This is a genomic window from Saccharopolyspora rectivirgula DSM 43747, assembly GCF_000497205.1.
GTDB classification, from domain to species: Bacteria; Actinomycetota; Actinomycetes; order Mycobacteriales; family Pseudonocardiaceae; genus Saccharopolyspora; species Saccharopolyspora rectivirgula.
In genome coordinates this window covers 1-25,620 of sequence record NZ_AYJW01000055.1, presented here as the reverse complement: position 1 = coordinate 25,620, position 25,620 = coordinate 1, and the positions used below count along the sequence as shown (strand labels likewise).

Annotated in this window: 22 protein-coding genes; 11 read left to right on the top strand and 11 right to left on the bottom strand. The window is 70.2% G+C overall.

Features of this window, described 5'->3' with window-relative positions:
• The first annotated feature begins 89 nt into the window (after window positions 1-89).
• Window positions 90-1,676, top strand: coding sequence for a glutamine-hydrolyzing GMP synthase (gene guaA, locus SREC43747_RS0114640; protein ID WP_029722037.1), 1,587 nt, complete (start codon window positions 90-92; stop codon window positions 1,674-1,676).
• Window positions 1,677-2,000: 324 nt separating this feature from the next.
• Window positions 2,001-2,771, top strand: coding sequence for an E3 ubiquitin ligase family protein (locus SREC43747_RS0114635; RefSeq protein WP_029722036.1), 771 nt, complete (start codon window positions 2,001-2,003; stop codon window positions 2,769-2,771).
• An 8-nt stretch (window positions 2,772-2,779) separates the two neighbouring features.
• Here the strand turns inward: SREC43747_RS0114635 and SREC43747_RS0114630 are convergent, their stop codons facing one another.
• The gene (locus SREC43747_RS0114630; RefSeq protein WP_029722035.1) at window positions 2,780-2,980 is read right to left on the bottom strand and encodes a hypothetical protein; all 201 of its coding nucleotides are present in this window, start codon (window positions 2,978-2,980) and stop codon (window positions 2,780-2,782) included.
• A complete protein-coding gene (locus SREC43747_RS0114625; protein ID WP_029722034.1) occupies window positions 2,973-4,232 on the bottom strand; it encodes a PspC domain-containing protein in 1,260 nt (419 codons plus the stop codon). The genes SREC43747_RS0114630 and SREC43747_RS0114625 overlap by 8 nt, the downstream gene beginning before the upstream one ends.
• Before the next feature lie 117 nt (window positions 4,233-4,349).
• Between SREC43747_RS0114625 and SREC43747_RS0114620 the strand changes: the two genes are divergently transcribed.
• Window positions 4,350-5,645 (top strand): ATP-binding protein, encoded by a 1,296-nt coding sequence (locus tag SREC43747_RS0114620; RefSeq protein WP_236623203.1) that lies wholly within the window; start codon window positions 4,350-4,352, stop codon window positions 5,643-5,645.
• 1 nt (window position 5,646) lies between these two features.
• Window positions 5,647-6,354, top strand: a complete 708-nt coding sequence (locus tag SREC43747_RS0114615) for a response regulator (protein ID WP_051388046.1) — start codon at window positions 5,647-5,649, stop codon at window positions 6,352-6,354.
• A 4-nt stretch (window positions 6,355-6,358) separates the two neighbouring features.
• Here SREC43747_RS0114615 and SREC43747_RS0114610 read toward each other — a convergent pair whose 3' ends face one another.
• Window positions 6,359-7,306, bottom strand: coding sequence for a DMT family transporter (locus tag SREC43747_RS0114610; RefSeq protein ID WP_029722031.1), 948 nt, complete (start codon window positions 7,304-7,306; stop codon window positions 6,359-6,361).
• 115 nt (window positions 7,307-7,421) lie between these two features.
• Here SREC43747_RS0114610 and SREC43747_RS0114605 point away from each other — a divergent pair, with 115 nt between their 5' ends.
• Entirely contained in the window at window positions 7,422-8,315 is an 894-nt protein-coding gene (locus tag SREC43747_RS0114605) for a LysR family transcriptional regulator (protein WP_029722030.1), read from the top strand.
• A 1-nt stretch (window position 8,316) separates the two neighbouring features.
• On the opposite strand, the gene SREC43747_RS0114600 is transcribed toward SREC43747_RS0114605, so the two are convergent.
• The 5 genes from SREC43747_RS0114600 to SREC43747_RS0114580 all read right to left on the bottom strand — a co-directional run bounded on the left by SREC43747_RS0114600 (window position 8,317) and on the right by SREC43747_RS0114580 (window position 14,426).
• On the bottom strand, window positions 8,317-9,840 hold the full coding sequence (locus SREC43747_RS0114600) for a serine/threonine-protein kinase (RefSeq protein ID WP_029722029.1): 1,524 nt from the start codon (window positions 9,838-9,840) through the stop codon (window positions 8,317-8,319).
• Between the two features lie 194 nt (window positions 9,841-10,034).
• The gene (locus SREC43747_RS0114595) at window positions 10,035-11,501 is read right to left on the bottom strand and encodes a serine/threonine-protein kinase (protein WP_029722028.1); all 1,467 of its coding nucleotides are present in this window, start codon (window positions 11,499-11,501) and stop codon (window positions 10,035-10,037) included.
• Window positions 11,502-11,960: 459 nt separating this feature from the next.
• Entirely contained in the window at window positions 11,961-12,707 is a 747-nt protein-coding gene (locus SREC43747_RS0114590; RefSeq protein WP_029722027.1) for a hypothetical protein, read from the bottom strand.
• Window positions 12,708-12,905: 198 nt separating this feature from the next.
• Window positions 12,906-13,784 carry a hypothetical protein gene (locus SREC43747_RS0114585; RefSeq protein WP_029722025.1) on the bottom strand — a complete coding sequence of 293 codons (879 nt, stop codon included), beginning with the start codon at window positions 13,782-13,784 and terminating at the stop codon, window positions 12,906-12,908.
• Window positions 13,785-14,105: 321 nt separating this feature from the next.
• Window positions 14,106-14,426 (bottom strand): hypothetical protein, encoded by a 321-nt coding sequence (locus SREC43747_RS0114580; protein ID WP_029722024.1) that lies wholly within the window; start codon window positions 14,424-14,426, stop codon window positions 14,106-14,108.
• Between the two features lie 140 nt (window positions 14,427-14,566).
• Here SREC43747_RS0114580 and SREC43747_RS0114575 point away from each other — a divergent pair, with 140 nt between their 5' ends.
• On the top strand, window positions 14,567-15,361 hold the full coding sequence (locus tag SREC43747_RS0114575; protein ID WP_029722023.1) for a 3-hydroxybutyrate dehydrogenase: 795 nt from the start codon (window positions 14,567-14,569) through the stop codon (window positions 15,359-15,361).
• A 55-nt stretch (window positions 15,362-15,416) separates the two neighbouring features.
• Entirely contained in the window at window positions 15,417-16,739 is a 1,323-nt protein-coding gene (locus SREC43747_RS0114570) for an MFS transporter (RefSeq protein ID WP_029722022.1), read from the top strand.
• A gap of 42 nt (window positions 16,740-16,781) precedes the next feature.
• Here SREC43747_RS0114570 and SREC43747_RS0114565 read toward each other — a convergent pair whose 3' ends face one another.
• Window positions 16,782-17,072 (bottom strand): chorismate mutase, encoded by a 291-nt coding sequence (locus tag SREC43747_RS0114565; protein WP_029722021.1) that lies wholly within the window; start codon window positions 17,070-17,072, stop codon window positions 16,782-16,784.
• Window positions 17,073-17,337: 265 nt separating this feature from the next.
• Between SREC43747_RS0114565 and pcrA the strand changes: the two genes are divergently transcribed.
• Window positions 17,338-19,704, top strand: a complete 2,367-nt coding sequence (gene pcrA, locus SREC43747_RS0114560; protein WP_029722020.1) for a DNA helicase PcrA — start codon at window positions 17,338-17,340, stop codon at window positions 19,702-19,704.
• 8 nt (window positions 19,705-19,712) lie between these two features.
• Here pcrA and SREC43747_RS0114555 read toward each other — a convergent pair whose 3' ends face one another.
• Together SREC43747_RS0114555 and SREC43747_RS0114550 are read right to left on the bottom strand one after the other, a co-directional pair.
• Entirely contained in the window at window positions 19,713-20,486 is a 774-nt protein-coding gene (locus tag SREC43747_RS0114555) for a PhzF family phenazine biosynthesis protein (RefSeq protein ID WP_029722019.1), read from the bottom strand.
• Between the two features lie 202 nt (window positions 20,487-20,688).
• Entirely contained in the window at window positions 20,689-21,396 is a 708-nt protein-coding gene (locus SREC43747_RS0114550) for a M23 family metallopeptidase (protein WP_037332114.1), read from the bottom strand.
• Between the two features lie 588 nt (window positions 21,397-21,984).
• Here SREC43747_RS0114550 and SREC43747_RS0114545 point away from each other — a divergent pair.
• The 3 genes from SREC43747_RS0114545 to SREC43747_RS0114535 form a co-directional block, all read left to right on the top strand.
• On the top strand, window positions 21,985-23,613 hold the full coding sequence (locus tag SREC43747_RS0114545) for a hypothetical protein (protein WP_051388045.1): 1,629 nt from the start codon (window positions 21,985-21,987) through the stop codon (window positions 23,611-23,613).
• Window positions 23,614-23,847: 234 nt separating this feature from the next.
• Window positions 23,848-25,014 carry an ADP-forming succinate--CoA ligase subunit beta gene (sucC, locus tag SREC43747_RS0114540; protein ID WP_029722016.1) on the top strand — a complete coding sequence of 389 codons (1,167 nt, stop codon included), beginning with the start codon at window positions 23,848-23,850 and terminating at the stop codon, window positions 25,012-25,014.
• A 4-nt stretch (window positions 25,015-25,018) separates the two neighbouring features.
• Window positions 25,019-25,620: CoA-binding protein (locus SREC43747_RS0114535; protein WP_368681319.1), on the top strand; the 602-nt coding region annotated here is incomplete at its 3' end.

Below are 25,620 nucleotides of genomic sequence, written 5' to 3'. Positions count from 1 at the left end.
CCCCGCGCCGGGCGGGGTGGGTGCCGCCGCGTCTTCGACTACCTGCGAGAATGGGGTCAGCTCATCGTTCTCGCGAGGAGGTCGGCGACGTGTCCGGTTCCGCAACCCACGGCGACCAGGGGCCTGTCCTTGTCGTCGACTACGGGGCTCAGTACGCGCAGCTCATCGCGCGGCGGGTTCGCGAGGCCCAGGTCTACTCCGAGGTGATCCCGCACACCACGTCGGTGGAGGAGATCGTCCGGCGCAACCCCGCTGCCGTGGTGCTCTCCGGTGGCCCGGCCAGCGTGTACGCCGAGGGTGCTCCGCAGGTCGACCCGGCGCTGTTCGACACCGGCATCCCGGTGTTCGGCATCTGCTACGGGTTCCAGGCGATGACTTCCGCCTTGGGCGGCACCGTCGAGCGCACCGGTACCCGGGAGTACGGGCGCGCCGACCTGACCGTCAGCGGTGAGGGCGGCACGTTGCACGAGGACCTCCCCTCGCACCACCCGGTGTGGATGAGCCACGGGGACTCGGTGACCAAGGCCCCCGAGGGCTTCTCCGTCACCGCGAGCACCGAGGCGACCCCGGTGGCGGCTTTCGAGAACGTGGAGCGCCGGCTCGCCGGGGTGCAGTACCACCCCGAGGTGGCGCACTCCCCGCACGGCCAGGAAGTGCTGCGGCGGTTCCTGCACGAGATCGCTGGTATTCGTCCTCAGTGGACAACCGCGTCGATCGTGGACGACACGGTGGCGGCGATCCGGGAGCAGATCGGGGACGGCCGGGCGATCTGCGGCCTTTCCGGCGGCGTGGACTCGGCGGTGGCCGCGGCTCTGGTGCACCGGGCCATCGGTGACCGGCTGACCTGCGTGTTCGTGGACCACGGTCTGCTGCGGGCCGGGGAACGCGCCCAGGTGGAGCGGGACTTCGTCGCCGCGACCGGTGTCCGACTGGTCACCGTGGACGCGGTGGACCGGTTCCTGTCCGCGCTGCAGGGGGTCACCGACCCGGAGCAGAAGCGCAAGATCATCGGCCGCGAGTTCATCCGGGTCTTCGAGGAAACGGCCCGCAACCTGCAGGCCGAGGCCGGCGAGTCCGGTGAGCAGATCGACTTCCTGGTGCAGGGCACGCTGTACCCGGACGTGGTGGAGTCCGGTGGCGGCTCCGGTGCGGCCAACATCAAGAGCCACCACAACGTCGGCGGCCTGCCGGACGACTTGCAGTTCGAGCTGGTGGAGCCGCTGCGCGCGCTGTTCAAGGACGAGGTTCGCCGGGTCGGCACCGAGTTGGGCCTGCCGGAGACGATCGTGCACCGGCAGCCGTTCCCGGGACCGGGCTTGGGGATCCGCATCGTCGGCGAGGTCACCGCGGAGCGGTTGGCGACGTTGCGGGCCGCTGACCAGATCGCTCGGGAAGAGCTGTCCGCGGCCGGGCTGGACCGCGAGATCTGGCAGTGCCCGGTGGTGCTGCTGGCCGATGTGCGTTCCGTCGGCGTGCAAGGCGACTTCCGCACGTACGGGCATCCGATCGTGCTGCGCCCGGTGTCGAGCGAGGACGCGATGACCGCCGACTGGACCCGGCTGCCCTACGAGGTGCTGGAGCGCGTCTCCACCCGGATCACCAACGAGGTGCCGGACGTCAACCGGGTCACGCTGGACGTCACCTCGAAGCCCCCGGGCACCATCGAGTGGGAGTGACCGGCCGGTTCCGGCCGGTCGTCCGGTGAGCGCTGCTGCGCCCGCGCGGGCCGGCAGCAGAAGGCCATTGTGGACCGGGTGTTCTCCCCGGTGGGAACCGTCCTGCCGGCAGGAGTTCCCGTTGGCGCCTCCGCCGGGTGCCGAGCGGGTCCGCCGTGCCCCGGAACGGTCCGATGCCGTGTCCCGTTCCCGCCTCCTGTCGTGATTCCGGCCGGAATGTTCGCGATGTCCCTTCCAGTGGTGGATTTCTCCCACTAGTTTTGCCGAACCGGGTCCACCGCCGTTCGGCGGAACATATGGTCGGGAAGGACCGACGGAGGCGAGATGTGGGGATTAGGGGTAGTACTGCTGGTCGCGTCCGCTGTGGGCTTCTACTTCATGCGGCGCGACCGCACTGAGCTGCACGCGATGATCGGGGCCGAGACCCTGCCCGTGCAGCAACTGGAGATGCTGCGCAGCACGTCCGACGAGCTCGGCGGGCGCGGCAACTTCCGGAAGTACTGCGAGGTCGTCGGCACCGCTCACCCCCGCCCGGAAGGCCTGCTGGTCTCCGAACTCAGCAAGACCGAGTGCGTTTGGTACCGCTACCGCGTCAAGCGCCACTACGAGCGGGTCTACTACCGGGACGGGCGCCGGCGCGTGACCCGCGGCAGCGAAGTGGTCTCCGATTTCAGCTCGCAGGCCGGGTACGCGCTGCGCGACGACCAGGGAATGCTGATCGGGGTGGATCCGAACGGCACGAAACCCGACCAGCCGGAGCAGGTGGTGTCCCGCTTCGAGCCGGCCCACCGCCGAGGGCCGTCCCTGTTCGGCATCCAGCTGCCTCCCGCCCGCGGCGGCACCATCGGCTACGAGTACGAGGAGTGGATCATCCGCCCGGGCCACCGGCTCTACATCCTCGGCGAGGTGCACGACCGGATCGGCCCGCTGGTGATCGGCAAACCGCAGGACGGCAGCCCCTTCATCATTTCCACGCGCAGCGAGCAGGAGCTGCGGGAGCACCGCCGGAAGCGGCACCGGCTGCTCTCCGTGGGCGTCGCGGTCGGTGCCCCCGCAGGTCTGATCATCTTCGTGCTCGGGTTGATCCTGGGTTGATCCCGCGATCACTGCCGGTCGCGCAGTGAAGCGACCAGCAGCCCCAGACCGCCGAACACCGCCACCCCGGCCAGCAGCCAGTGCATGTGCCTCGACGAGCCGAGGAGCACGTACGCGGCGATCAGCATCGCGAACAACCCGGCCAGCAGCAGCACCAGGTCCGGGGACCACTTGGCCGGTTGTTCGCTGGAGCGGTGGTGCTCACTCACGGTAGACCTCCACATCACCGGCGCCGGCGTGCAGCTCGAGCTCGATGCTGCCGCCTCCCGGTCCGTCGTCGCCGAAGTCCTGCACGGTCTGGTTCTGGACCGGGCCTTGCACTTCCTCGTCGAAGCACCGGGCGGTGCCCGCGTCGGTCGAGCAGTGCGCGATCACGTCCACGGTGTCCGGCACCCGGACGGTGAGGTTGCCGTACTCGGTGCGCAGGACGGTGCTCGCCCGTTCCTCGTCGGTGAAGTCGACTTCGGTCAGGTCGAGCACGAGGTTCCCGGCCCTGGTCTCGTAGCGCGGGGCGATGCCGCCGACGGTGGTCGGCTGCAGCTCCCGGTCGCCGATGTCGTCCCAGAAGCGTCCTCCGTCCTCGATCCACGAGGGAGCCTCCGCCTGCTCCTGGGAGCTGTCCCAGCGGTTGACGAGGTTGGGGGTGTCGATGATCAGGAGCAGCGCCGCGAGCGGCACCGCCAGCCAGATCAGCCCGCGGCCGCCGCCCAGGAACGCCCCGGCCACCATGCCCAGGCCGAGCACGCCGAGCGCGAAGGCGAGCGCTGTTTCGAAGGACACGCCCAGGAACACCAGCCCGATCAGTGACAAGAACGTCGCTGCGGCCAGCGTCAGGGGCGCGATCCACCGGCGGAGGGGCCGCTGCGGCTCCGGTTGTTCCACCGGAGCGGGGTCGGGGAGGTCCCAGGCGAACGGGGCGGCCCCCAGCGGGTCCCAGGACGGTGGGGTGCGCTGCTGGCCGGCGCTCTCCGCGTTCGCCCCGGGGAACACCCAGGTGTTCTCGCCGGTCGGCGTCACCTCGCCCGGCGGCGCCGCTCGCGCCGGCAGCGCCGAGGACGGCCGGTCGGCGCAGTGGCGGTGCAGCAGGTAGAGCGTCACCGAGGCCAGCAGGAAACCGAGCAGACCGGAGGAGCTGAACAGCGAGAAGCTGGCGGGCATCAACATCAGGAGCAGCACCACCGCCGCACCGACGGACGTCGGGCGGGGGCGGCCACCGGTTTCCGGAGTGCCCTCTTTGGGCAGCAGCAACCAGCCCAGCAGGTAGAGCATGAATCCGGAACCGCCGTAGAGGGCGGCGATCACGAACGCGATCCGCACCAGGAGCGGGTCGATGCCGTACCGGTTGCTGATCGCGGCGGACACACCGGCCAGCTTGCGGCCTCGACGAGGACGGACCGGTCGGGTCCGCCAGAAGTCGCGCAGCGTGTCCGCGACGCTGCTGGGTGGTCTGAGGGCGCTCATGCCTTTCACTATCTGCTCCCGCCGCGGGCGCCGGTATCGGGGACTTCCCTGAAGCGGCCCGGAAAACCAGGGGCTCTCCCTGATGTCCGGGGTTTCCCGGCGTGTGACCATCGGAGTGTGACAGGCCGCAGTGAGCAGGAGAGCAGCAACACCGCGGGTGCCCCGGGGGTCGCGCGCCCGCCCGGACCGCCGCCGTTGCGGCGACGCCGCGGCGGGCGGTTGGTCGCGGGCGTGTGCGGCGGCATCGCCGATCACCTGGGCGTCCCGGTGCTGTGGGTGCGGTTGGCGTTCGCGGTGCTGGCCGCGCTGGAAGGCGCCGGGGTGGTGGCCTACGCCTTGCTGTGGATGTTCGTCCGGCAGGGCACGGACACCAAGCGGTTGTCCGCTCGGGAGCAGCAGCAGGGCATCGGCCTGATCCTGCTCAGCTTCGGCTTGATGCTGCTGGTGGGCGCGTTCTTCGCGCTGCCGTTCTGGTTGACCTCGCCGTTCCTGATCGCGCTGCTGGGCGCCGCCGTGGTGTGGCGGGAGGCCGACGAGTCCCAGCGCCGGCAGTGGCGGGAGGAAGCCCGCACCGGGGTGACGGGGGTGCTGCTCGGCGGTGGCGTCCGGGCGGCGGTGATCCGGGTGCTGTGCGGAACGGGGTTGATGATCTTCGGCATCGTGGCGTTCTTGAGCGGCAGCGTTCCGGTGGACGACCTGCCGGTCGTGCTGTTCGCCGTGCTGGTCACGCTGATCGGTTTCGCGGTGATGACGGTCCCGTGGTGGCTGCGGCTGGTCGGGGACCTCAACGCCGAGCGGGCCAACCGGATCAGGTCGCAGGAGCGGGCTGAGATCGCCGCCCATTTGCACGACTCGGTGCTGCAAACGCTCGCCCTGATCCAGAAGCAGGCCGATTCCGCCCGGGAGGTCCGCCGGTTGGCGCGCGGCCAGGAGCGGGAGCTGCGGTCCTGGCTCTACGGCGGGGAGAACCGCGGCAGCGGCGGCAAGGAGTTGACCGGGGAGCCGGGCGAACCCCAGCAGCGCCGTCTTTCCGCGGAGCTGGCCCGCATCTGCGGCGAGGTGGAGGACGCCTTCGCGATCAAGGTGCAGCAGGTGGTGGTCGGCGATTGCGAATTGGACGACCGGTTGACCGCGCAGCTGGCCGCGGCCCGGGAAGCCATCGTCAACGCCGCCAAGCACGCCGGGGTGGACGAGGTCAGCGTGTACGCGGAGGCGGAGCCGGAGCAGGTGGCGGTGTTCGTGCGGGATCGCGGGGTGGGGTTCGACCCCGAGGACGTGCCGGCCGATCGCCACGGGTTGGCCGATTCCGTGCGGGGGCGCATGCACCGGCACGGGGGCGCCGTGAAGCTGCGCACCAAGCCCGGCGCCGGCACCGAGGTGCAACTGGTGATGCCGCGGAAGCGCGCGGCGTGAGATGCTGGACCTCCAACAGGCGGCGAGGAGTGTTGTGGTGACTGGGGAGAGCGCTGGCCAGGAGCCGGTCCGGGTTTTCCTGGTGGACGATCACGCGTTGTTCCGCTCCGGGGTGCGGGCCGAGCTGGCCGTCGTGGACGGCGTCGAGGTGGTCGGGGAAGCGGGCACGGTGGCCGAGGCGGTCACCGGTATCGCGCACTTCCAACCCCGGGTGGTGCTGCTCGACGTGCACATGCCCGATGGCGGCGGGGTGGAGGTGCTGCGCCGGGTCCGCGGGGACCACCCCGATGTGCTGTTCTTGGCGCTGTCGGTGTCCGATGCCGCCGAGGACGTCATCTCGGTGATCCGGGCTGGTGCGCGCGGTTACGTCACCAAGACCATTTCCGGGCGGGAACTGGCCGACGCCATCCACCGGGTGGCCGGTGGGGACGCGGTGTTCTCCCCGCGGCTGGCCGGTTTCGTGCTGGACGCGTTCGCGCAGGGGCCTGGTTCGGCGCCGGTCGGGGACCCGGAGCTGGACTTGCTCACTCCGCGGGAGCGGGAGGTGCTGCGCTTGCTGGCCCGCGGTTACGCCTACAAGGAGATCGCTTCGGAGCTGTTCATCTCGGTGAAGACGGTGGAGACGCACGTGTCCAGCGTGCTGCGCAAGACCCAGCTGTCGAACCGGTACGAGCTGTCCCGGTGGGCCTCGGACCGGCGCTTGGTGTGACGGGCTACTTCATCGGGTGGTTGGTGAGCAGTTCGGTGTAGCCCCGGATGCGGTTGGGCCGGTGCGGTCGGGTGCGCCGCGCCGGTGCGTCGTCCGGTTGCCGGATCAGGGCGACCCCGGTGAGCACCACCAGTACCCCGAGCAGGATGCGCCAGTTCAGCGCTTCGCCCAGCACCAGCCAGCCGAGCAGCACCGACACCACGGGGGCGAGGTAGGTGACGGTGGCCGCGGTGGTCGCTCCTTCGTCGGCGATGAGCCGGTAGTTGAGGGCGAACGCCGCACCGGTGCCGAAGACGCCCAGCGCGCCCACCGCCAGCAGGGGAAGCGGGGAGAACTGCACCTGGGTCCAGCCGATGGGCAGCGCCAGCGCGGCCAGGCCGGCGGCCGCGCTCATCTGCAGCGCGGCCAGGGCCACCGGGGGTTTGCCGTGCCCGGTCAACTTTCGTCCGATGTAGACATATGCGATGCCGTAGCTGGCGGACGCGGTCAGGCAGGCCAGTGCACCCCACTGGAGCAGGCTGGCGCTGTGCCACGGTGCCAGGATGAGGACCACTCCGCTGAAACCGAGGAGCAGTCCCGTCGCGCGTGACGGCCGGAGCCGTTCTTGCCCGATTAGCAGTCCGAATAGGACTGTCCATAGTGGTGTAGTTGCGTTCAGCACGCCGGCCAGTCCGGAGTCGATGGTCTGTTCGCCGATGCCGATCAGCACCCAGGGCAGTGCGCTGGCGAACAGGGCTGCGACGGTGACCCGGCTCCACAGGGAGCGGTCGGCGCGCAGGTCGTGCCCGCGCAGCGCGCACAGGGCCAGCAGCACCAAGGCCCCCAGCACGATGCGGGTGAACGCGATCTGCGGAGCGGACAGCGCGTTCAACGCCACCTTGATGAACAGGAAACTGGAGCCCCACAGCAGGGCGAGGACGAGCAAGCGCAGATAGCTGGACGTGTGGCGCACTTCTGCCTCCGCTTCGAGCGGCCGAATTCTGCGTCTTCCACGGTGCACCGCAGGACTTGTCAGGACAAGTGAAATAAATTCAAGGGAATGTTCAGATCTGCTTTATAGTGGTGGTGTGCTCGACGTTCGCCGGATGCAAGTGCTGCGAGCCGTGGTGACCAGCGGCTCGGTGACCGCTGCTGCCGCCAGCCTCGGTTGCACGCCCTCGGCGATCAGCCAGCAGCTCGCCGCGCTGGAACGGGAAGCCGGCCTCCCCCTGCTGGAGAAGTCCGGTCGCGGAGTCCGCCCCACCCCGGCCGGGAGTCTGCTGGCCGAACGCGCCGGTCAAGTCGCCGAGCTGCTGCGCGGCATCGAAACCGAGCTGGCCGGGCTCCGGGCCGGCCACACCGGGCAGCTGCGCGTCCGCTTCTTCCAAACCGCCAGCGTCGGGCTCATCCCGCCGGCCATGGCGAAGTTCCGGGCCCAACACCCCGAAGTGGTGCTCGACCTGCAGATCCTCGAAGAAGGAGCGTTCCGCGAAGTCGCCGAGGGCGAAGCGGACCTGGCGGTCATCGTGGCCGGGCAGCAGCTCCCGCAGGCCCGCGGAGTCCGGTTGATCCACCTCGCCGACGACCCGTTCCGGGTCGTGCTGCCCGCGGACCACCCCCAAGCCGACCAGGACGGCATCGACCTCGCCGAGCTGGCCGAGGAGAACTGGATCAACACCGCCCGGGCGGATCACACGTGCGCCGCGCTGCTCGCCGACATCTACGCCTGCGCCGGCTTCACCCCGCACCACGTCCTGGAGACCGAGGACAGCTACGCCGCGCAGGCCTTCGTCGCCGCCGGGCTCGGAATAGCGCTGATCCCGCAGCTGGGGCTCGACGTGGTGCACCCGGGAGTGGCCGTGCGGCCGATCCGCACCCCCAAGGCCGTGCGGGGGGTGCACGTCGCGGTGCGCGAAGCAGCGGCCGGGCTGCCGGCCACCAACGCCCTGGTCCAGGCGCTGGTCGAAGTCGCCGGGGGGTGACTCACTGCCGGGTGTCGGTGTTGATCAGCGGCTTGCCGTCCTCGGTGGCCACGATGCCCAGCACGTGCTGCTCGATGATCTTCTCGTCGTCCTTGGTGTACTGCAGCACCACCACGACGTTGGAGCCGACCATGATCGGCTCCCCGACGATCTTGACGTCGTCGATCTCGTCCCAGAACTCCTCGTACTTCTCCTTGCCCTGGGACTTCAGCTGCGGGCCGAGCAACTGCCACGCCTTGTCGGTCTTCTTCGGGACCAGCGAGAAGTACTTCTTCACCGTCGCCAGCACCTGGGCCGACGACACCTTCTGGGTGGCGGCGGCGGTGGTGGTGGTCGTGGTCGTCGGCGGAGCGGTCGTGGTGGTCGGCGCCGCCGAGGTCGTGGGCGCCGGGGTGGCGGTCGGCTGCGGCGGCGCAGGGGGCTGGGCCTGCCCCTGGTCCGAGCTGTCCCCCAGCGCGTTCGCGGTGAGGATGCCGATCACCACCGCGGCGACCACCGCAAGCATCCACAGCACCGTCTGCTTGCGGTTGCGCTGCTGCGGGGCCGACTCCGCCACCGGCGCAACCCCGCCGACGCGGGTCGGCGGGTTGGTGGACGTCGCTTGGGTCGGTTGCGCGCCCATCGCGGCCGGGCGCGGGGCCGAGGCCGCGGGCGGCGCTGCCGGGCGCTGCCAACCGGCGCTCGGGTTCGAGTTCGGGATCGGCCGCCCGTCGATCACCGCCTGCAGGATGTCCCGGGCCTGGGCCATGGTCGGCCGCTCCACCGGGTCCGGGCGCAGCAGCTGGAGCAGCGCGGGGGTCAGCGGGCCGGCCTGCCGGGGCGGTTCGAACTGCCCGCGGGCCACCCGGTGCAGCAGGCTGATGGCGTTCTCGTCCACCCCGAACGGGGGCTCGCCCTCGATCGCCGCGTACAGCGTCGAACCCAGCGAGAACACGTCGGAGGCGGGCGCCGGATCCCGGCCGAGCGCCACCTCGGGAGCCAAGTAGGCGGGAGTCCCCGCCAGGATTCCGCTCTTGGTGACCGCGACGTCGCCGAGCGCTCGCGAGATGCCGAAGTCGGTGATCTTCGCGATCCCGTTGTCCCCGAGCAGGATGTTCCCGGGCTTCAAGTCGCGGTGCACGATGCCGGCCATGTGGGCGGCGGTCAGCGCGCTCGCCACCTGCACGCCGATCTGCGCCACCTGCATCGGTGGCAGCACGCCCTGCTCGGCGAGCACCGATGCCAAGCTGCGGGACGGCAGGTACTCCATGACCAGCACGGGCTGGCCCTCGTGCTCGGCCACGTCGAACACGACGATGGCGTTCTGGTGCTGCAGCCGCGCGGCGATCCGGCCTTCCCGCATGGTGCGCTGCCGGGCCTCTTCGGTTTCTTCCGGAGTAGTCCCGGGCTGCAGCAGCAGCTGCTTGACCGCGACCGTGCGGTGCAGGCGTTCGTCGACGGCACGCCACACCACTCCCATGGCGCCGCTGCCGATCCGTTCCTGCAAGCGGTACCGGCCCGCGATCAATTGACCTTCGGCGCTCACCGGTATCTCCTGGTAATGGCTGTGCCTGTTGCTACCGGACTGACCGGACCCCCGTGGTCAGCTTTCACTTGACGGTGTGCACGTTACTGGCCCGCCGTCGCGGGGTGAACCCTGGGGTGGCCCCCCGGTATGCAAAAACCGGGGCGACCAGCGGTTTTCCGCCGCCCCGGTTTTCGCGCGCGCAGAACTCGCGCTCAGGCTTCCGTCTCGGTGCCCGGACTTGCCGCCGATTCGGTGCCGGAACCGGCGTTGTTGTCCGTGGTCGTTTCCTCGGTCGTCGTCGTGGTGGTTTCTTCTTCTTCCTCCGTCGTGGTGGTCGTGGTCTCCTCTTCCTCCGTCGTGGTGGTCGTCGTGGGCTCTTCGGTCGTCGTCGTGGTGGTGGGTTCCTCGGTCGTCGTCGTGACCGGAGGCGTGGTGACCGGCTGCTCCGGGTACTCCGAGTCGTCCTCCGGGACCGTGTCCTCCACCGTCGTCGGGACCGGCGGCTGCGGCGCCTGGGAAGTGCCCTCGTTGCCCGTCGGTCGCGGATCGTTCTGCGGGCTGAGCAGCGCTGCTGTCACCAGCACCGCGATCGCCGCGACAGCGACCAGGGCGAGACCCGACACCAGCACCGGCCGCTTGCTCTTGCGCGGCTGGCGGTAGATGGCCTCGGCGCTGCGGGGGTCCGACCCCATGTAGGCGGTGGCGTTCTCGTACGCCTGCTCCGAGTAGGGGTCGTCCTCGTAGTAAGCCGTGGTGTCCTGGCCGCCTACCACGCTGGTGGGGGCCGCCTCTTCGGCCGATTCCGGCTTCAGGGCCGGCGGGATCGGCGCGGCACTGGTCGGTATGGAAGTCACCGACTTGCCCTCGGCGACCGCGTTCAGCATCTCGACGACCTGAGCCATGGTCGGCCGGTCCTCGACCCGTTGCGCCATCATCGCCATCAGCGGCCGGGTCATCGGCCCGGCCTGCTTCGGCGGTTCGATCTTGCCGGCCGCCACCGCGTGCAGGAGCGCGAGCGTGTTCTCGCTGAGCCCGAACGGCGGATGTCCTTCAATCGCCGCGTAGAGCGTCGCGCCGAGTGAAAACACGTCGGAAGCCGGAGTGGGCTCCTTACCCATCGCCACGTCTGGGGACAGGTAGGCGGGCGTGCCTGCCAGCATGCCTGTCTTGGTGACCTGGACGTCCCCCTGAGCCCGCGAAATACCGAAGTCGGTGATCTTCACCGTGCCGTTGTCACCGAGCAGGATGTTGCCCGGCTTGATGTCCCGGTGCACCACTCCGGCGGAGTGCGCTGCACCGAGCGCAGAAGCCACCTGGGCACCAATCCGCGCCACCTCTCGCGGTGGCAGCGGTCCGTGCTCGGCCATCATCGCCGCCAGGCTGGTGGACGGCAGGTATTCCATGACCAGAACAGGCTGGCCCTCGTCCTCGGCCACGTCGTAGACCGAAATCGCGTTCGGGTGCTGGAGGCGTGCCGCGATCCGGCCTTCCCGCATTGCCCGCTGCCGCGCTTCCTCGGCTTCACCCGGATCGAGCCCGGGCTGCAGCAGCAACTGCTTGACCGCGACCGTGCGGTGCAGGCGCTCGTCGACACATTCCCACACCACGCCCATCGCGCCACTGCCGATGCGTCGCTGCACTCGGTAGCGTCCGGCGACCAGGCGACCTTCGTCGCTCACCGACGTCTCCCCGTACTGCTATCGATACCCAGTAGGTTCGGACGGCCGGAGCGATCACCGCCCCGGCGTTCGACGCCCACCGAGCATCGGCCGTTCTGGCGGACCGGCTTCGGCCCTCCGACATGTACACGTTCTGACTGCGGATCCGGTTCGCCATAGCCGCAAACCGGACCGCGCTACGGCAGCCTAGCCCACAGCGGATCAGCGTAGGCCCGAAGTCTGAAGATCTGCGGCAACTATTTCGACGTTACTAGCTACCGCAGTCGTCGAGTTGTCTTCGGGAGCTTGCTCACACCCCGTTTGAGCTGGTGATCCCCGGAGTCCTCCGGTGGCTGCCGGGAGCGGGCGGGGGAGGGACGGGGTCCCCGCGGGCCCCGCCCGGTGCCGTGCGGGACGGCTCGGGCGATTATCGCAGGGTGACAGGTCGTTGCCGCATTGTTGTGATCGGACAGTGATCGCTCATCGGGCGAAGATGTTGATGCGGGTGTTCGCGCCCGGCCCGAGGTGCTGGGCGAGGATGAGCTCCACGTCCACGATCTCCGGCTCGGTGCCCACGGACACGCGCACCAGTTGGCGCAACCGCACCCGGTGGCCGTCGGAGTAGTCGGCCGTCACCTCGGTCACCACCTGGGTCGCCGATCGGGCTTGCGACCGGTGCTGCACTTCGGAAACCCGGTTCCAGGCCTCGGTGAACGACTCCCGGTCCCCGGTCGTGCCCGGGGGGAGCATCCGCGCGGCGGCCTCCGGGGATTCCGGCAGTCTCCGGTAGAACTCGTCGACCACTTCGGTGGCTTGCTCATCGCTGCCGGCCCTGGGGTTGGCCGTCCGCGCCTGGGCCAGGACCTCGGTGTCGGAGCCGTCCTCGACGTCGTCCGGGGTGTCCTGCGGGGGCTGCGGTGGCTCGGTGGGGATCTCGGGCACCGCGGCGAGGTCGCCGGTGCTGGTCAGCGGCCACTCGGAGTCGCGCAGCAGGTCCGGGCGCAGCGCCAGCTGACCGGGCGGCTCGGCGACGACGGTGCTGTTCGGGGCGGACGACGTGTTGATGATGGACCCGGTGGCCACCGCCGAGCTGCACAGCAGCAGTCCGAGCGCGCTGATCAGGAGACCGCCGGAGCGCGGCCGGAACTCCTGCTGGTCCTCCCTTTCGGCCAGCAGTGCGGCTGCGGTGCGCTCGGGGCTGGCGGAAGGCTGATCGCTCGGTCTCACCGCGGTTGCAGGGTCGTGGGGCGCTCGGCCGTGCCGGTGGCCTTCGGGTAAGTGGTCCACGTGATCGTCGTCCTCGGCCTGCTGTGGCTGCTTTGCCGAACACGTACCGCGTGATCAGCTCCGAGGGAAGCGATCATCGTAATTTCACCCGGAAGAATATGAAAAGTAACCCATTCAGAGCAAATGATTACTATGTGTTTATGACACTTGGTCGTCGGCGTAGATCTCCGGGTCCGTTCCAGCGGTGAACCGCAACTCCCGTTCCACCGCCACCGCGCTGCCGTCGGCGAGGACCACCCGCAGCGCGGCCACCACGCGGCTCGGGGACACCTGCATCCCGGTCACCTCCACCGAGGTGGCGCCGGCGTACCGCTCGGCGAACGCGGCGTACCCCTCCGCCCGCAGCGCCCCGGTGGTCATCGCGAAGGCCTGCTCCAGGTCCCCGCGGCTGATCGCGGCGAAGTAGGCGTCCGCGCGCTGCTGGACCTGCTGCACGTCCGAGAACGCGATCAAGTAGTTGGTGACCGTGGTCGCCGGGGAGCTGGTCGTGGGGACCGGCTCCGCCGTGCCGGGGGAGGATTCCGGCGGGCTGGCGTCCGGCAGCTGCGAGGACTCGGTCTGCGGGGTCGCCGCCGACAGCCGGCTCGGCACCGCAGCGGTGGTGCTCGGCGCGGTGGTCGTGCTGGTCGCCGGCTCCTCCGCCGCGAACTCGTGCCAGCCGTGCTCGCCGGGGCCGGGGAAGTCGCCGCGCGGCATGGTGGGCACCTCCAGCCCTTCCAGCGAAGGCGTCCTGCTCACCAGCGAAACGGTGGCGAACACCAGGCCGCCGAGGGTCGCCGCCGACGAGGCGATGGCGAACCAGGCAGCCCGCCGCCACTTGCGCGGCGGGGTCACCGAAGCCGGCACCATGCCCAGGTCGAACGCGTGCAACCCGTCCGAAGGAGCGGAATCCGCCGGCGGCTCGGTCTCCGCGGGCTCGTCGGGGACGGGTTCGCGTCGGTGTCGTGCTGTGCGAGAGGTCCGCTCGACAGGCCAGTCGAGCTGGCCGCTCCAGCTGATGCTTCGGCCGCTGCGCATCGACGAACTCAGCTTTCCGATCTGCCGGGAGCGCCCACCTCGTGATCGCGGGTTCGGGCTCGGGCGGCGCTCAGCCGTGCTCTGCGGGTGTTCGTGGAATCGCTGGAGCCAGCTCCACCAAGACGGGGCGGAGGAGCAGCCCAGCGGTCAACTCCATCCCGTGGTGATCGGTGAAGCCATTAGCGCAATTGATCCGCTGTTCGAGTGAAACCCGCGGGACGGCTTCGGCAGGCGCGCTGGGGCCCGCGGTGCCCGGTCGGGCGGCGAGGTGGACAGCGGTGCCCACGGCAGGTCCCGGTGCGCCGGCGGCCGGCGCACCGCTCAGAACTCGCCCTTGCGGAACCGGCTCTGGGTGGTCTGCAGGGCCTTCACCGAGCCGAAACCACCACCACCGGCCAGCAGCATGGCGAAGATGTCCGCGCCCACCGAATCACCGGTGCCGATCAGGAAGGCCAGCAGGGTCACGGCGAGCCCCGCGCCGGCCACCGGAATTCGCGACCGGGCGAACTTCACGGCGGGCTCCCCGCCGGGGCGCTTCTTCGCCGCCGACGCGAGCATCGCCAAATACCCGGCGTGTCCGGCTGCGGCCAGCAGCGCGGCCAGGGTCACGAGGAAGGCCACCAAGGCGACAACAGCAGTCATACGGCCAGTCTGCTCCTCTCCCGCCGTACCCGGTATGGGGGATTTCCCTGATCCGGGCGGAAGAGGCCATGCGGACCAATTGGAATTGGTTGCGCCTCACCTCTGGATTGAGACCGAAGTCACGCATAGGTTGCTGGCCTATGAAGGATCACCCGGACGAACGCTTGGTCAACGCCATGGCCGCAACCGGTAGCGACCTGACCGGAAAACGCGCACTGATCACCGGGGCCGCCAGCGGGATCGGAGCTGCGGTCGCCCGGTGCTTCGCCGCGGCAGGTGCCGATGTCGTCGTGACCGACCGCGCCGCCGGACCGGTGACCGAACTCGGAGAAGAACTGGGCGCCGAGGTCCGGGTGGCCGACCTGAGCGATCCCGACGAAGCGGCCGAGCTCGGCGAGGGCGCCGACATCGTGGTCAACAACGCCGGGTTCCAGCACGTGGCGCCGCTGCACCGCTTCCCACCGGAGGTCTTCGGCGAAATGCTCCGGGTGATGGTGGAGTCGCCGTTCCGCATCGTGCGGAACGCGCTGCCCGGCATGTACAGCCGCGGGTGGGGGCGGATCGTCCACATCTCCTCGGTGCACGGCCTGCGGGCTTCCCAGTTCAAGAGCGCCTACGTCACCGCCAAGCACGCCGTCGAAGGGCTGTCCAAGGTGATCGCGGTGGAAGGCGCGTCGTACGGGGTCACCTCCAACTGCATCTGCCCCGGCTACGTCCGGACCCCCCTGGTGGAGCGGCAGATCGCCGAACAGGCCGAGCTGCACCGGGTTCCGGAGGAACAGGTCGTCGAAGACGTGCTGCTCGCCCGCACCCCGGTCAAACGCCTGGTGGAACCGGCTGAGGTGGCAGAGCTGGCGCTGTGGCTGTGCGGACCCAGCGCCGCGTCGGTCAGCGGCTCCTCCTTCCCGATGGACGGGGGCTGGACGGCGAACTGACTCCGGATGCGCAGACATCCGGCCACCCGCAACGACGCGGCAGAAAGGATGGCCAATGAGCACCGAGCCAGTCAGCATCCCCACGAAACGCGCGCCGATGAAGGTGGTGTTCGCCAGCCTCGTCGGCACCACCATCGAGTGGTACGACTTCTTCCTCTACGGCTCGGCCGCGGCCCTGGTGTTCAACAAACTGTTCTTCCCGGCCGGCGACCCGTTGACCGGGACCCTGCTGGCCTTCATCACCTACGCGGTCGGCTTCGTCGCCCGGCCGCTGGGCGGATTGGTCTTCGGCCACTACGGGGACCGGCTCGGCCGCAAGAAGCTGCTGGTGCTGAGCCTGGTGATGATGGGCGGATCCACCTTCGTGATCGGCCTGCTGCCCACCTACCAGGCCATCGGGGTGGCGGCGCCGCTGCTGCTGACCGCGCTGCGCCTGGTGCAGGGCTTCGCCATCGGTGGCGAGTGGGGAGGTGCGGTGCTGATGGTCTCCGAGCACGGCTCGGCCGAGCACCGCGGTTTCTGGTCCTCCTGGCCCCAGGGCGGGGTGCCGATGGGCAACCTGCTGGGCACCGCGGTGCTGGCCGTGCTGGCGGCGGTGCAGTCCGAGGAGGCCTTCCTGCAGTGGGGCTGGCGGATCGGCTTCCTGCTGTCCGGGCTGCTGGTGCTGATCGGCCTGTGGGTGCGGCTGGCGGTCACCGAATCACCGGTGTTCCTGGCCGCGGCCCAGCAGGCCGAGGAGAGCGGCAGCCAGCAGCGGGCCCCGGTGCTGGAGGTGCTGCGCCGCTACCGCAGCGAAGTGCTCACCGCGATGGGAGCCCGCTTCGCCGAGAACGTCGTGTACTACATGCTCACGTCGTTCGTGCTGACCTACGTCGCCACGTTCCTGGAACTGCCTCGCGGGCTGGCGCTGAACGCGTCGCTGATCGCCGCGGCCATCCACTTCGTCTCGATCCCGCTGTGGGGCGCGCTGTCCGACCGGGTGGGCCGCCGCCCGGTCTACCTGTTCGGCGCGGTCGGCACCGGGCTGTGGGCGTTCGCGTTCTTCCCCCTGGTGGACACCAAGTCGTTCTGGATCATCACCTTCGCCACCACGATCGGGCTGATCTTCCACGGCGCCATGTACGGCCCGCAGGCGGCGTACTTCGCCGAGCTGTTCGGCACCCGGGTCCGCTACTCGGGGGCCTCGATCGGCTACCAGCTCGCCTCGATCGTGGCGGGCTCGCTGGCACCGATCATCGCGACCGCGCTGCTGTCGGCTTTTGGCTCGGCAACGCCGATCGCGGTGTACGTGGCGGCCTGCTCCGCGGTCACCTTCATCGCGGTGGCCCGGTCCCCGGAGACCCGGACCCGGGACCTGGCCGCGGACCACGCGCTGTGAGGCAGTGGTTCGCGGGGCCGTCCGGTCCCGCGAACCACCGGCTCAGCGGCCGAGCCGGCCGCGGCCGAGCCGGAGCAGGATCATGGCCAGTTCGCGGCCTTCCGGGCCGAGTTCCCGGTAGCGGGCGAGCACGTCCATCTCCCGGTTGTAGACGATGCGGGGGCCGCCGGCTGCCATCCGCCGCTTGCCGATCTCGCGGGACACCTCGGCGCGGCGCTTGATCAGGCGCAGGATGTCGGCGTCCAGCTGGTCGATCTCTTCCCGGAACTGGGCGATGGTCTCCGCCGGGTCGGTGTCGGGCTGCTTGTGGTCACCGTCCACAGTGGCGTTCATCGGGCTTGCTCCTCCGGCTGGTCGGCCCCGCCTCGGCCCGATGCGAAAAACGCCCCGGTCCGAGGACTCCGGGGCGTCGTAGTTGGTTAAGCTCACGCAGCTACGGGCGCCGGAGTCCGGGCCCGTAAAAAAAGTACGTCTGCGTCAGCACGTGTTCAGTGTGCCACAACCGCCCCGCCTCGGAGCAAGCAGTGCGGCGAGCGTCTCACCCGCCGCCGCGGCCGTCCCCGATGGCGTCGGGGCCAGCCGGTAACGTGGAACCACGATGAGCACCCTCTTCGACCTCCCGGAGCCCGAGAACCCGGCACCTCATCCCGACCCGGACCCGGAAGCCCTGCTGACCGGGCTGAACCCGCAGCAGCGCGCAGCAGTGGTCCACACCGGGTCCCCGCTGCTGGTGGTGGCCGGCGCCGGCTCCGGCAAGACCAGGGTGCTCACCCACCGCATCGCCTACCTGCTGGCCAACGGGGTGCACCCCGGCCAGATCATGGCGATCACCTTCACCAACAAGGCCGCTGCCGAGATGAAGCAGCGGGTCGTCGACCTGGTGGGCCGGCGCGCCAACATCATGTGGGTCTCCACCTTCCACTCGATGTGCGTGCGCGTGCTCCGCCGGGAGGCCAAAGCGCTCGGGCTGTCCAGCAACTTCTCCATCTACGACGCCGACGACTCCCGCCGCCTGATCAGCATGGTGGCGCGGGAGCTGGACCTGGACCCCAAGCGGTACCCCCCGCGCAGCCTGGGGGTCCAGCTGTCTAACTGGAAGAACGAGCTGATCGGGCCGGAGGAGGCCGCGGAACGGGCCGGCAGCGACGTGGAGCGCAAGGCAGCCCAGGTCTACCAGGCCTACCAGCGGCGCTTGGACGAGTCCAACGCCCTGGACTTCGACGACCTGATCATGCGGACCGTCGAGCTGCTGCAGAACCACCCGGCGATCGCCGAGCACTACCGCCGCCGCTTCCGGCACGTGCTGGTGGACGAGTACCAGGACACCAACCACGCCCAGTACGTGCTGGTCCGGGAACTGGTCGGCACCGACGGCGAAGGCGGGGTCGAACCGGCCGAGCTGTGCGTGGTGGGCGACTCCGACCAGTCGATCTACGCCTTCCGCGGCGCCACGATCCGCAACATCGAGGAGTTCGAGCGGGACTACCCGCAAGCCCGGACCGTGCTGCTGGAGCAGAACTACCGGTCCACCCAGACCATCCTCAACGCCGCCAACGCGGTGATCCGGCAGAACCCCAACCGCCGGGACAAGCGGTTGTGGAGCGACGCCGGCGAAGGCGACCCGATCGTCGGCTACGTGGCCGACAACGAGCACGACGAGGCCGCGTTCGTCGCCGAGGAGATCGACCGGCTGGTCGACCAGGGCGCGGCGGCGTTCAACGACATCGCGGTCTTCTACCGCACCAACAACCAGTCCCGGGTGTTCGAGGAAGTGTTCATCCGGCTCGGCCTGCCGTACCGGGTGGTCGGCGGGGTCCGCTTCTACGAGCGCCGGGAGATCCGGGACGCGCTGGCCTACCTGCGGGTGCTGGACAACCCGGACGACACGGTGAGCCTGCGCCGCATCCTCAACGTGCCCAAGCGCGGCATCGGCGACCGGGCGGAGAGCGTCGTGGCCGGGTACGCGGAGCAGGAGCGGATCTCCTTCGGCACCGCGCTGCGGCACGCCGCCGAGGGGCGCATCGAGCAGCTCAACACCCGGTCCCGCCGGGCCATCGCCGGGTTCGTCGACCTGCTCGACGAGCTGCGGGAGCTGGTCGGCACCGGCGACGTCGCCCAGGTGCTGGAGGCGGTGCTGGACCGCACCGGGTACCGCGCCGAGCTGGACGGCAGCGGTGACCCGCAGGACGCCACCCGGCTGGAGAACCTGGACGAGCTGATCACCGTCGCCCGGGAGTTCACCGAGACCCGCGGCGGCGAGCAGCCCGGTGCGCCCGGCGAGGAGGAGCTGGAGGGCGACGATTCGCTCTCGGCGTTCCTGGAGCGGGTTTCGCTGGTGGCCGACGCCGACTCGCTCCCGGACTCCGGGGACGGCGTGGTCACCCTGATGACCCTGCACACCGCGAAGGGCCTGGAGTTCCCCGTGGTGTTCTGCACCGGCTGGGAGGACGGCGTGTTCCCGCACATGCGCTCGCTGGGGGAACCGGCGGAACTGGCCGAGGAGCGCCGGCTGGCCTACGTCGGCATCACCCGGGCCCAGCGGAAGCTCTACCTGTCCCGGGCGGTCATGCGCTCGTCGTGGGGGCAGCCGCTGCTGAACCCGCCGTCGCGGTTCCTCGGGGACATCCCCGAAGAACTGGTGGAGTGGCGCCGGATCGAACCGGAGCGCTCCGCCCCGCAGACCCGCACCACCTGGGGTTCCCGCGGGTTCGACCGGGCCGGCTCGGACTCCGCCCAGGCGCGGGTGGCCGCCCGCGGGACGCGCAGCGCTCCGGGCAAGGACTGGAAGAGGACCGCCGCCATCAAGCTGTCCCCGGGCGACCGGGTCACGCACGACAAGTACGGCCTGGGCACCGTGCTCAGCACGGAGGGCGAAGGCCCCCGGGCCGCCGCCACCATCGATTTCGGCAGCGCCGGGACCGTGAAGTTGATGCTGATCGGCAGCGTGCCGCTGCACAAGCTGTAGCGGCTCGTTCAGGCGTGCAGGTCACCGGCCAGCACGGTGACCGCTCGGCCGGCGATCAGCACCCGGTCGCTGGCCAAGCGCACCTGCAGCGCGCCGCCACGCTCGGAGGCCTGCTCGGCGTCCAGCTCGGTGGCTCCCAGCCGCTGCTGCCACCAGGTGGCCAGCGTGCAGTGCGCGGAACCGGTGACCGGGTCTTCCGGGATGCCCACGGCGGGGGCGAAGACGCGGCTGACGATGGCGTTGTCGCGCTCCCCGCGAGCGGTGACGATCACGGCCCGCACGGGAAGTTCGGCGAGCGCGGTGAAGTCCGGGCGGACCCCGCGCACCTCTTCGGCCGAGTCGAGTTCGACGAGCAGGTCGGTGCGGCCGCGGCACACCTGGCGGATGGTGACGCCGGGCAGACCGGCGGTCAGTTCGGAAGGGGCTTCGGCGGGGGTGGTGGGATCTGCGGGGAAGTCCAGCTCGATCATCCCGTCCGCGCGGGCGGTGCAGGTGAGGATCCCGCTGCGGGTGGTGAACCGCTGGCTGCCGCCGAGCACGTGCGCGGCGGCCAGGGTGGCGTGCCCGCACAGGTCCACTTCGGTGGTGGGGGTGAACCAGCGCAGCGGTTTGGGCTCGGTTCCGGCGACCGAGGTGTCGACGAAAGCCGTTTCGGAGTGCTTGAGCTCGGCGGCCACCGACTGCATCCACTCCGGATCGGCGGGCGCGTCCAGCAGCACCACGCCTGCCGGGTTGCCGTGGAACGGGGCGTCGGTGAAGGCGTCTACGACGTATGCGCGCACGGCGGCACTGTACCGCGGTGGGCACCCGGTGCTGTCCGGTGCAGCGGAACACCGCTGTCCAATGAGGACGATCGTTCGGCGGGGCCGGTCGTCCCGCGCCGCGGGCAGGGGGGGGAGGACCAGCGCGGCCGGGGGCCGTGGTCGTCCGGCCCCCGGCGTCGAGTCCAAGCCCGACTGCTGCGGGCGGTGGTGGAGGACCGGATCAGGTCAGGGAAATGCCGCGTTCGCGCAGCCACGGCAGCGGGTTGATCTTCTTGCCGCTGGTGTTCCAGATCTCGAAGTGCAGGTGGGGTCCGGTGGAGAAACCGCGGTTTCCCATGGTGGCGATCTGGTCGCCCGCTTTCACGGTTTCGCCCTCGTTGACGAGGATGGTGTTGACGTGGCCGTAGACGCTGATCGAGCCGTCTTCGTGCTGCACCCGCACCCACAGGCCGAAACCGCTGGCCGGTCCGGCCTCGATCACCACCCCGTCGGCGACCGAGTAGATCGGCGTGCCCTTGGAGTTGGCGATGTCGATTCCGTAGTGGATGGTTCCCCAGCGGCCGCCGAAGCCGGAGGTGAAGTAGCCCTCGGCCGGTTTGACGAACTTCGGCCGCATGGCCTCGGCCAGGGCGGCCGCGCGCTCTTCGGCGATGCGGGCGCTCTTGGCGAGCTTCTCCGCCTCTTCGCTGGCGTCGGTGACCTTGGCCACCGGCAGCACTTCGGGGGTGGCTGCCTGGGATTCGGGGTTGGTCTTGTCGGTTTCGGCGGCGGCACTGCTGAAGGTCGCGCCGGCGTCCCGCGGGTTGAAGTCGTCGTGGTCGGGGGCGGCGTGCCCTTCGCCGGCCGCCAGGGACTGGCCGGCCGCCGCGAAGGCACCGGCCGCAACGGCGGCCACGACCACTCGGCCACGCCACGCCGAAGAGGGCACCCGGGGTTTCTGCGCCTCCTCGGAAGTCTCCGCGGGATTCGGGGAAGACTGTTCGCCGCCGGGGGAGCGGTATCGAGCCAATGCCTGCCCTTCCGTCTCGGGGAGTCCGATCACGCACCGGGTCGGGGTCCGGCGGCCGGTCGGGGAACCGGCCAGATCGTGATCAGACCGTAACAACGGACCGAAGGACAGTAACCAAGTTGATCCCCTAGGGGCAAGTCACGAGAAGTGATTAATTGATCTCGATCGGTGCAGGTCGCCGCGGTGCGCGGTGATCGCCTTGATCGAGGCAGTCCTGCTTCGACCGGGCGCAATCGATCTGCCTGCGAATTCACCGCGAGCAGCGTTTTTCACACGGTTTGGTGAGCCACATGCGCGTAACGCCGCGCGAGTCCATTTTGTGTCTCAAGTCACATGTGCTTTTGCCGGGGCGATGTCGCGAACTCCCGGGGAACCCCTAGGGGACGATTCGGCGCTTCGACCGGTGATCTCCCGATTGCTACCGTCTGCGCGGTGAACGCGCGGCTCGACACACACAGCACTCGTCCTGCAGCTGGGGCACCGACGCAGCTGGCCAGACCGACGTGGTTGTTCGCGGCGATCGCGATCTCGGTCGCCGGAGCTGTGCTCTACGGACTGGGGCCGCTGGTCGGGCTGGTCTCGATCAGCAGCGCCGCCGCATTCCCCTCCTGGCCGCTGCTGCTGTTGCTCGGCCTGCTCGCGCCGGGCATCGCCGCCTGGTGCCGCCACCGCGGCCGCCCGGTGGCCGCCGTTGCGGCGCTGACCGGGCCGGCCGCCCTGGCCCCCGGTCGCATCCTGCTCGACCTGCAGCTGCTCATCGACCCGGGAGTGGCCGCCCGACCGGAACTGCTGCGGCTGACGACCCTCGACCCGGTGTCCCCGGGCATCGGCGCCTGGCTGCTGGTCGTCGGGCACCTGGCGGCCATCGCCGCTGCCGCGGTCGCGTTCCACGGCCTCGCGGTCGGTACCGGCGGCGAAGCCGGAACCTCCCGCCAAGACCTGTTGTCCACGGCCCTGTGCGGCGGGACGCTGGCGGCCGTCGGAGTCCTGATGGCCCCGTTCAGCTCCACCGACCCCTACCTGCTGGCCCGCTCCGCCGTGGACTCCCCGGGGCTGGTGATGGCCGGTTCCCTGCTGGTCGCGGCGGCGGCGCCCACCGCGGCCGGGGTGCTGGTCGGGGCGTCCGACCCGGAGTACACCCGCGGCGGGCTGCTCGGGTTGGCCGCTGCGATCGCCGGTGTCGTGGTCCCGCCGCTGGTCTCGGTGGCCGCGCTCGAGCAGATCCACTTCAGCTGGGGGCCCCTGCTGGGGCTGCTGGGCGCGCTCCTGCTGGTCGCCCTGGCGTTCGCGCCCGAGCGGACCGGGCGGGAACGGCCCGCCGACGTCGCGCTGCCCGCCCTGGCCAGGCTGCGCGCCGCGGCCGGCGCGCTGGCCCTCGCCGCGGGGGTGTGCGGGCTGCTGGCCGCGCTGCTGCCGCAGCTGGAGGTGCCGCTGTGGCTGCGCGACCCCACCACCTACCCGGCGCGGATGTTCTGGCCCGCGGCCGCGGTGCAGCTGCTGGTGGGGGCCGGCATGCTCGTCCCGCGGCTGGCCGAGCGGCTGCGCCCGGTGCTGGCCGTCGGGTGGTCGGCGGTGCCGCTGGCGGCTGCCGGGGTGCTGGACTCGGCGCTGATGGCCATCCAGTCCGTGGGGGCCGGCGTTCGCGCGGGGATGTGGTTCGGCGGCGCCGCGGTGCTCCTGGCCGTGCTCGCCGGTCTGGTGGCCACCGTGGCCGGCTGGGTGGAACGGGACGAAGTGGACCTCACCGAGCTGGACGCGGACCGCCGGGCCGGATGGCTGGCGGCGATCGCGTCACCGCTGGCGGCGCTGGCGTTCGCCCTGCCCGTGCTGAGCGCCCCGGACTTCAGCCCGCCGGCCCTGACCCACACCTTCACCACCGCGTCCTGGGGGCTGCTGCTCGCCCTGGCCGTGGTCGTCGGAGCCGTCGTGCTGGCCCCGCGGTGCCGCCGCGGGCCGGCCGTCGCACTGCTGGTCGGTGCGGCCGCGGTGGTCGCGGTGCGGGGCGCGGAGTTCCCGCTGACCGCCGGCCGGGTCGACGGACCGGAGCCCGGCCCCGGGCTGTGGGCGGCGGTACTCTGCCTGGTGGTGCTGCTCGCCGGGGCGCTCGTCGTGTCCTGGCGAGGCCGAGCTGGCTGACCGGTGTTCCGGTGGGAACCCGGGAGAGGCCCGGGCGCGGCGCGGGATGTTCCGTTCGTCACGCACAGCGGTCGCGTCCCGGTGCTCGCGGCTCGCCCGAGCCTGTGGCCAGGGCAGTCACCAGGCGTTATGGCGGGCACGGGGTGAGCGACTTCACCGCATGCGCCCGCTCCCAACACTCCGCCAGCTCGATATCGTCACCGGAGTCCGACACCGACGTCGCAGGAGACTCGAGTGGACCTGTATGAATACCAGGCGAAGGAGCTCTTCGCCTCCCACGGGGTGCCGACGCTGCCCGGCACCGTGGTGGACAATGCGCAAGCGGCAAAGGCAGCTGCCGAGGAGATTGGCGGCCCCGTCGTCGTCAAGGCCCAGGTGAAGACCGGTGGCCGAGGCAAGGCCGGCGGTGTGAAGCTCGCCCAGACCCCCGACGAGGCCCAGGAGAAGGCGGAGGCCATCCTCGGGCTCGACATCAAGGGCCACATCACCCGCAAGGTCCTGGTGACCGCGGCCTCGGACATCGCCGAGGAGTACTACTTCTCCTTCCTGCTCGACCGGGCCAACCGCAACTTCCTGGCCATGGCGTCGGTCGAAGGTGGCATGGAGATCGAGGAAGTCGCGGCCACCAAGCCGGAAGCGCTGGCCAAGGTCGCCATCGACCCGATCCAGGGCGTGGACAAGGCCAAGGCCCAGGAGATCGTCGAGGCCGCGAAGTTCCCGGCCGATGTCGCTGACCAGGTTGCCGACGTCATCGTCCAGCTCTGGGAGACCTTCGTGGCCGAGGACGCCACCCTGGTCGAGGTCAACCCGCTGGTCAAGGACCCGCAGGGCAAGATCATCGCCCTGGACGGCAAGGTCACCCTGGACGACAACGCCTCCTTCCGCCAGCCCAAGCAGGCCGAGCTGGTCGACAAGGCCGCCGAGAACCCCCTCGAGGCCAAGGCCAAGGAGAAGGACCTCAACTACGTCAAGTTGGACGGTCAGGTCGGCATCATCGGCAACGGTGCCGGTCTGGTCATGTCCACGTTGGACGTGGTGGCCTACGCCGGCGAGAAGCACGGCGGGGTCAAGCCGGCCAACTTCCTCGACATCGGCGGCGGTGCCTCCGCCGAGGTGATGGCCGCCGGTCTGGACGTCATCCTCAACGACCCCGACGTCAAGTCGGTGTTCGTCAACGTCTTCGGCGGCATCACCGCGTGCGACGCGGTCGCCAACGGCATCGTCCAGGCGCTGAAGATCCTGGGTGAGGAGGCCACCAAGCCGCTCGTCGTCCGGCTCGACGGCAACAACGTCGAAGAAGGGCGCCGCATCCTGGCCGAGGCCAACCACCCGGCGGTGACGATGGTGGACACCATGGACGGTGCGGCCGACAAGGCCGCCGAGCTGGCTGCGGGGGCATGAGACGATGGCGATCTTCCTCAACGAAAACAGCAAGGTCATCGTTCAGGGCATCACCGGCTCCGAGGGCAGCAAGCACACTGCCCGGATGCTGCGTGCCGGCACCAACATCGTCGGTGGTGTGAACGCCCGCAAGGCCGGGCAGAAGATCGAGATCGAGGGCAAGGAACTCACCGTCTTCGGCACCGTCGAAGAGGCCATGAAGGAGACCGGGGCCGACGTCTCGGTCGTCTTCGTGCCCCCGAAGTTCGCCAAGGACGCGGTCATCGAGGCCATCGACGCCGAGATCGGCCTGTGCGTGGTGATCACCGAGGGCATCCCGGTGCACGACTCCGCCTACTTCTGGGCGCACGCCAAGGCCACCGGCAACAAGACCCGCATCATCGGTCCGAACTGCCCCGGCATCATCTCGCCCGGCAAGTCCAACGCCGGCATCATCCCGGCCGACATCACCGGCCCGGGCAAGATCGGTCTGGTGTCCAAGTCGGGCACCCTGACCTACCAGATGATGTACGAGCTGCGGGACATCGGCTTCTCCACCTGCGTCGGCATCGGTGGTGTATTCGATACAGGATCGTATCGAATAAAATTCATGTTGTTCCCGGCGGG

Excerpts from the sequence above, each read along its gene's own strand:
- SREC43747_RS0114635 (WP_029722036.1), top strand. The coding sequence starts at position 2,001 with ATGTGGGGATTAGGGGTAGTACTGCTGGTCGCGTCCGCTGTGGGCTTC.
- SREC43747_RS0114625 (WP_029722034.1), bottom strand. The coding sequence starts at position 4,232 with ATGAGCGCCCTCAGACCACCCAGCAGCGTCGCGGACACGCTGCGCGAC.
- SREC43747_RS0114615 (WP_051388046.1), top strand. The coding sequence starts at position 5,647 with ATGCTGGACCTCCAACAGGCGGCGAGGAGTGTTGTGGTGACTGGGGAG.
- SREC43747_RS0114585 (WP_029722025.1), bottom strand. The coding sequence starts at position 13,784 with ATGCGCAGCGGCCGAAGCATCAGCTGGAGCGGCCAGCTCGACTGGCCT.
- SREC43747_RS0114580 (WP_029722024.1), bottom strand. The coding sequence starts at position 14,426 with ATGACTGCTGTTGTCGCCTTGGTGGCCTTCCTCGTGACCCTGGCCGCG.
- SREC43747_RS0114575 (WP_029722023.1), top strand. The coding sequence starts at position 14,567 with ATGAAGGATCACCCGGACGAACGCTTGGTCAACGCCATGGCCGCAACC.
- SREC43747_RS0114570 (WP_029722022.1), top strand. The coding sequence starts at position 15,417 with ATGAGCACCGAGCCAGTCAGCATCCCCACGAAACGCGCGCCGATGAAG.
- SREC43747_RS0114565 (WP_029722021.1), bottom strand. The coding sequence starts at position 17,072 with ATGAACGCCACTGTGGACGGTGACCACAAGCAGCCCGACACCGACCCG.
- pcrA (WP_029722020.1), top strand. The coding sequence starts at position 17,338 with ATGAGCACCCTCTTCGACCTCCCGGAGCCCGAGAACCCGGCACCTCAT.